The sequence below is a fragment of the Escherichia sp. WS1450 genome (assembly GCF_046487395.1).
In the GTDB taxonomy this organism is placed as follows: Bacteria; Pseudomonadota; Gammaproteobacteria; order Enterobacterales; family Enterobacteriaceae; genus Escherichia; species Escherichia coli.
This window is the reverse complement of the sequence record NZ_JBJQJO010000072.1, coordinates 1-4,481: the sequence shown is the minus strand read 5'-3', so window position 1 is coordinate 4,481 and position 4,481 is coordinate 1. Positions and strand designations below refer to the sequence as shown.

The 4,481-nt window shown below is 48.5% G+C and carries 3 protein-coding genes and 5 pseudogenes; 7 read left to right on the top strand and 1 reads right to left on the bottom strand.

What is annotated here, in order from left to right; genetic code table 11:
• The 7 genes and pseudogenes from ACJHYR_RS26995 to ACJHYR_RS26965 form a co-directional block, all read left to right on the top strand.
• Positions 1–186: hypothetical protein (locus tag ACJHYR_RS26995; RefSeq protein ID WP_252713370.1), on the top strand; the 186-nt coding region annotated here is incomplete at its 5' end.
• Positions 110–385: pseudogene (locus tag ACJHYR_RS26990) on the top strand (IS481 family transposase); the annotation flags it as partial. The gene ACJHYR_RS26995 and the pseudogene ACJHYR_RS26990, both read left to right, overlap by 77 nt.
• Before the next feature lie 127 nt (positions 386–512).
• Positions 513–599: pseudogene (locus tag ACJHYR_RS26985) on the top strand (reverse transcriptase); the annotation flags it as partial.
• A gap of 8 nt (positions 600–607) precedes the next feature.
• Positions 608–746, top strand: a pseudogene (locus ACJHYR_RS26980) (IS3 family transposase); the annotation flags it as partial.
• A gap of 266 nt (positions 747–1,012) precedes the next feature.
• Entirely contained in the window at positions 1,013–2,239 is a 1,227-nt protein-coding gene (locus ACJHYR_RS26975; RefSeq protein ID WP_000017086.1) for a phosphoadenosine phosphosulfate reductase, read from the top strand.
• Positions 2,224–2,868, top strand: a complete 645-nt coding sequence (locus ACJHYR_RS26970; protein WP_000502867.1) for an IbrB-like domain-containing protein — start codon at positions 2,224–2,226, stop codon at positions 2,866–2,868. The genes ACJHYR_RS26975 and ACJHYR_RS26970 overlap by 16 nt, the downstream gene beginning before the upstream one ends.
• A 54-nt stretch (positions 2,869–2,922) precedes the next feature.
• Positions 2,923–3,166: pseudogene (locus tag ACJHYR_RS26965) on the top strand (hypothetical protein); the annotation flags it as partial.
• A gap of 195 nt (positions 3,167–3,361) precedes the next feature.
• Here ACJHYR_RS26965 and tnpC read toward each other — a convergent pair.
• Positions 3,362–4,364: pseudogene (gene tnpC / locus ACJHYR_RS26960) on the bottom strand (IS66 family transposase); the annotation flags it as partial.
• Positions 4,365–4,481: the final 117 nt, after the last annotated feature.

Here is a 4,481-nt window from a genome sequence, read left to right as displayed (position 1 = left end):
AATTCAGGGGTGAAAGTACGTTTGGTTTTCTTGTTCATTAAGTCACCTGTTTTGTGTTGTGGTGAGGATATCACCTTTAATCAGGTGGCCAAATTTACTGTGCCACTACAATATGGCTGTTCCTGCCTCACGGTATCAGCCGTCAGCGCGACAGTTCAGGAGCAATGTAGAGCCGCCGGAGTATGACGAGGGTGTGGTAGTCAGGAAGGTGGATATCAGGGGTAAACTGAGTCTGAGAGGTGTCAGTCTGAGTGCGGGCAAGGCATTCAGAAATGAACGCCTGGGGCTGAAGGAGACGCAGGAAGACGGTCAGTATGAAGTCTGGTGGTACAGTACAAAAGTGGGGGTGATCGACCTGAAAAATAAGTCGATCACCATGGCAAAGAATGTTAAAAAGTGTTCACCATGTCCCCGAACACCTGTCTACCATGTCTCCGGATCGTACACAGGTGAACCCGGGAGGGTCAGCGATGGATATTAAGGAAACATGGCGCTGATGACGCGCTAGCGAAATGCAACGCAATCTTGCCACATAGGCAGCTACCGGCACCTCCAGACGGATAGAACGGCTACTGCGTCTGATAACACAACCAGAATGGCGGCAGCCCTGCAGACAGAAAATGTGGTAAAAGCGTTCAGACAGACTCTGAGGCTGGGAAAAATGACGAGTCCCCTGATACATCATTCTGTACTGTTCAGCTTTCTATCAATCATTTCATGAAAAAAACGGGATGACTTGTTCAATCATGCTAAATGTTTGTAAAAACACAGCAATAAATTATATTAAATTCAGCCTTAATCAATAGATTAAATAACCGTAATAAATAAGAGTATTAGTGGTTTTTTCTATGGTTTTAATTGGTGGTATCTATTGGGGCAGCGTTGACACAGGTTTGATTTTTAAGAAAAATACAAACTAATTTTAAGTCAAAAGAGTTTCATTGTCGTTCAAAGCGTTTATTTATTATAAATCAAAATATTAATTAGTTCTTTAATTTTTGTTATATACAACATGTCAGGAACTATACGAAAGATAATAAAAGAGGATGATGTATTTCATTCTTCTATTCGCCGTATTGAATGGTTGTTTGAAACATTCTCTTCTGTCTGTTTGTCTTTTTCCGGAGGAAAAGACTCCACTGTGCTGCTCCATCTTGCGGCTGATGTGGCTCGCAGGAAGAAACGTCGTTTCTCTGTATTATTCATTGACTGGGAAGCTCAGTATCAGTGCACCATTGAACATGTTCAGAAGATGCGGGAAATGTACCGGGATGTGACGGATACCTTTTACTGGGTGGCACTCCCCCTGACTACGGTAAACGGTGTCTCTCAGTTTCAGCCGGAATGGATATGCTGGGAACCAGGTGTGGAGTGGGTTCGTCAGCCACCAGATGACGCTATTACAGATATGTCGTATTTCCCATTTTATCGGTATGCCATGACGTTTGAAGAATTTGTTCCGGCATTTTCTTCCTGGTTTGCCGGTAACCGGTGTGGAGTGGCAATACTGACTGGTGTTCGTGCTGATGAATCGCTCAATCGCTTTATGGGACTGGTGTCTCAGCGCAAACTGAGATATGCAGATGATAAACCCTGGACCACAGCGTCACCTGAAGGGTTTTATTACACCTTGTATCCGTTGTATGACTGGAAAGCCCGTGATATATGGATATATAACGCCAGAACCCGGGCTATCTACAATCCCCTGTATGACCTGATGTACCGTGCCGGCGTGCCGTTACGCAACATGCGGGTCTGTGAGCCTTTTGGCCCGGAACAGCGTAAGGGACTGTGGCTTTACCATGTTCTGGAGCCGGAAACCTGGGCCAGGATGTGTGAGCGGGTGTCGGGTGCTGCCAGCGGGGCGCTTTATGCCAATGAGAGCGGTGCCTATTTTGCCCTGCGTAAGCGTATCACGAAGCCACCTCATCATACCTGGCGTAGCTATGCGATGTTCCTGCTGGATGTGATGCCGGAAAGAACGGCAGAACATTACCGTAATAAAATTGCTGTCTACCTGCGCTGGTATCAGACGCGGGGCTTCCCGGATGACATCCCGGATGAACAGGAGAATGACCTGGGGAGCCGGGATATCCCGTCCTGGCGACGTATCTGTAAGACACTCATAAAGAATGATTTCTGGTGTCGGACCCTCTCCTTCAGTCCGAACAAACCCCGGCACTATGAACGTTATCTGCAGCGTATGAAAGAAAGGAGGAAGGAATGGGGGATTCTGTGACACCTGAGGTGGAAGTATTGAGCAACATGATTCGACAGTACTTCAGTCAGGAACGATCTGAAGAAGAGACCATACGAGCCCTTAATCATCTGCGCAGGGTGTTGCATGAGGTCAGCCCTTTTGCACAGGAGCCTGTGGATTGTGTGTTGTGGGTGAAAGCGGATGAGGTGGTGGCCAACGATTACAATCCCAATGTCATGTCTTCCAGTGAAAAAAAACTGCTTAAACATTCACTGGAGCAGGATGGATTCACGCAGCCTGTGGTGGTTTCGGAAGAGAAGGAGCATTATCTGGTCGTGGATGGTTTTCATCGTCAGTTGCTGGGCAGGAAAGCGGATACGAGAAAACGTCTGAAGGGCTGGCTGCCAGTGGCCTGTATTAATCCAGAGAGAAAGGGACAGGCATCACGTATTGCCGCAACCATACGGCATAACCGTGCCAGGGGAAAACACCAGGTAACGTCAATGTCTGACATTGTCAGGGACCTCTCACGTCTGGGCTGGACAGATGAGCGTATTGGCACAGAGTTGGGCATGGACCAGGATGAAGTGCTGAGGCTGAAACAGATTAGCGGGCTGACAGAGCTGTTTCAGGAAGAGGATTTCAGCCCTGCATGGACGGTTCGTTAAGGGCTATGTTCTGACGAGAGTGTAATTTAAATTTTGTAATTGCCTGTTTTTGATATGTTCCCTACACCGTGGAGACAGGCAATTGATAAACAAGAATCCAATGCTATTGCTGCCGAACTGGTAAATTGCCTTAAAACCGAATCTGATCTTAACCTGTTTTTATACATGCTTACGAAGTGTACTGTTAAAGATGAGCTTAGCGCTGAACTCACAGAGCATCTTGGACATGAGAACACCTGAGAATAAAGGCAGCAATGCAAGTAAAGACTACTCGATTAAAACGCTGCTCATAAATGATGCCCTAACAATTTGTGAAATAGTATTTCGTCCGGGTGTTCGCTTTGTTTATGTCGTTACGGGGAAGTCATCTTCACAGGGATTTTTAGTCAGTTAGCATTACCGATATCCATTCACTAACTTACCGGAGATAATTGATGTCAAAACCCCAATGGACCATTGAACAGTAAGCGGTTCGCCAGAACCGTATTGATATTTACTGAGAGCTCAGATCAACTTTCCAGGGCAACAGATCGCGTACCCGGTTTGTCGGCCAGTCCTGGATATGCTCAATGACGTAACGCAGCCATTTTTCTGGTTCAACATTGTTCAGACGGCATGTGCCGATCAGCGAGTACAACACCGCCGCATGTTCGCCACCGCTGTCGGAACCCGCGAACAACCAGTTTTTCCGGCCTACGTCCACTCCCCGTAAGGCGTTCTCTGCGATGTTGTTGTCGATTTCCACCCAGCCATTACTGCAGTACACGTTCAGGCTATCTCACTGTTTCAGCAGGTAGGCGACGCTTTTACCGTATCCGAGTGACGCGACAGTGTTTTCATCTGGGTCTGTATCCAGTCATACAGTGACTGCATCAGTGGCGCAGCTCTGGCTTTTCTTGCCGCCAGACGCTGTTCTGCTGTACATCCCCGGACTTCTGCCTCGATGGCATACAGTTCACCGATACGCTGCAGGGCTTCCGTGGTGATGTCAGTTGGCGCTCTTGCATGCAAATCGTGGATTTTCCTCCGGGCATGGGCCATACACGCGGCTTCCGTTATTCTGCCGGATTCGTATAACGCCCGGTAACCACCGTAAGTATCGGCCTGAAGCACACCGCTGTAACCGGCCAGATGATTCTGTGGATGGATACCTTTCCGGTCCTGACTGTACGCGAACCAGACCGCCGGGGGCATCTCCGACCCGGCATTACGGTCATCACGGACGTAGACCCACAGCCTGTCCGTTCGGTTTTTACCACTGCCTGGCTCCTGGACCGGAACGGGGATATCATCAGCATGGACTTTACCGGGCATCAGCACATACTGGCGCAGGACGTCATACAGCGGCTCCAGCAGTTCAGCAACGGTGTCAGCTCCACGTCCTGACTGCGGTATATTTCTGACTGACGGTATAACGGCAGATGGTCTGCATACTTCCCGGTGACAACATGGGCCAGAAGCCCCGCTCCGGCATAACTGTGTGCAATGGGTTTTGAATGAGCTGTCACGAACGGTGCAATAGTGATCCACACCCAACGCCTGAAATCAGATCCAGGGGGTAATCTGCTCTCCTGATTCAGGAGAGCTTATGGTCACTTTTGAGACAGTTATGG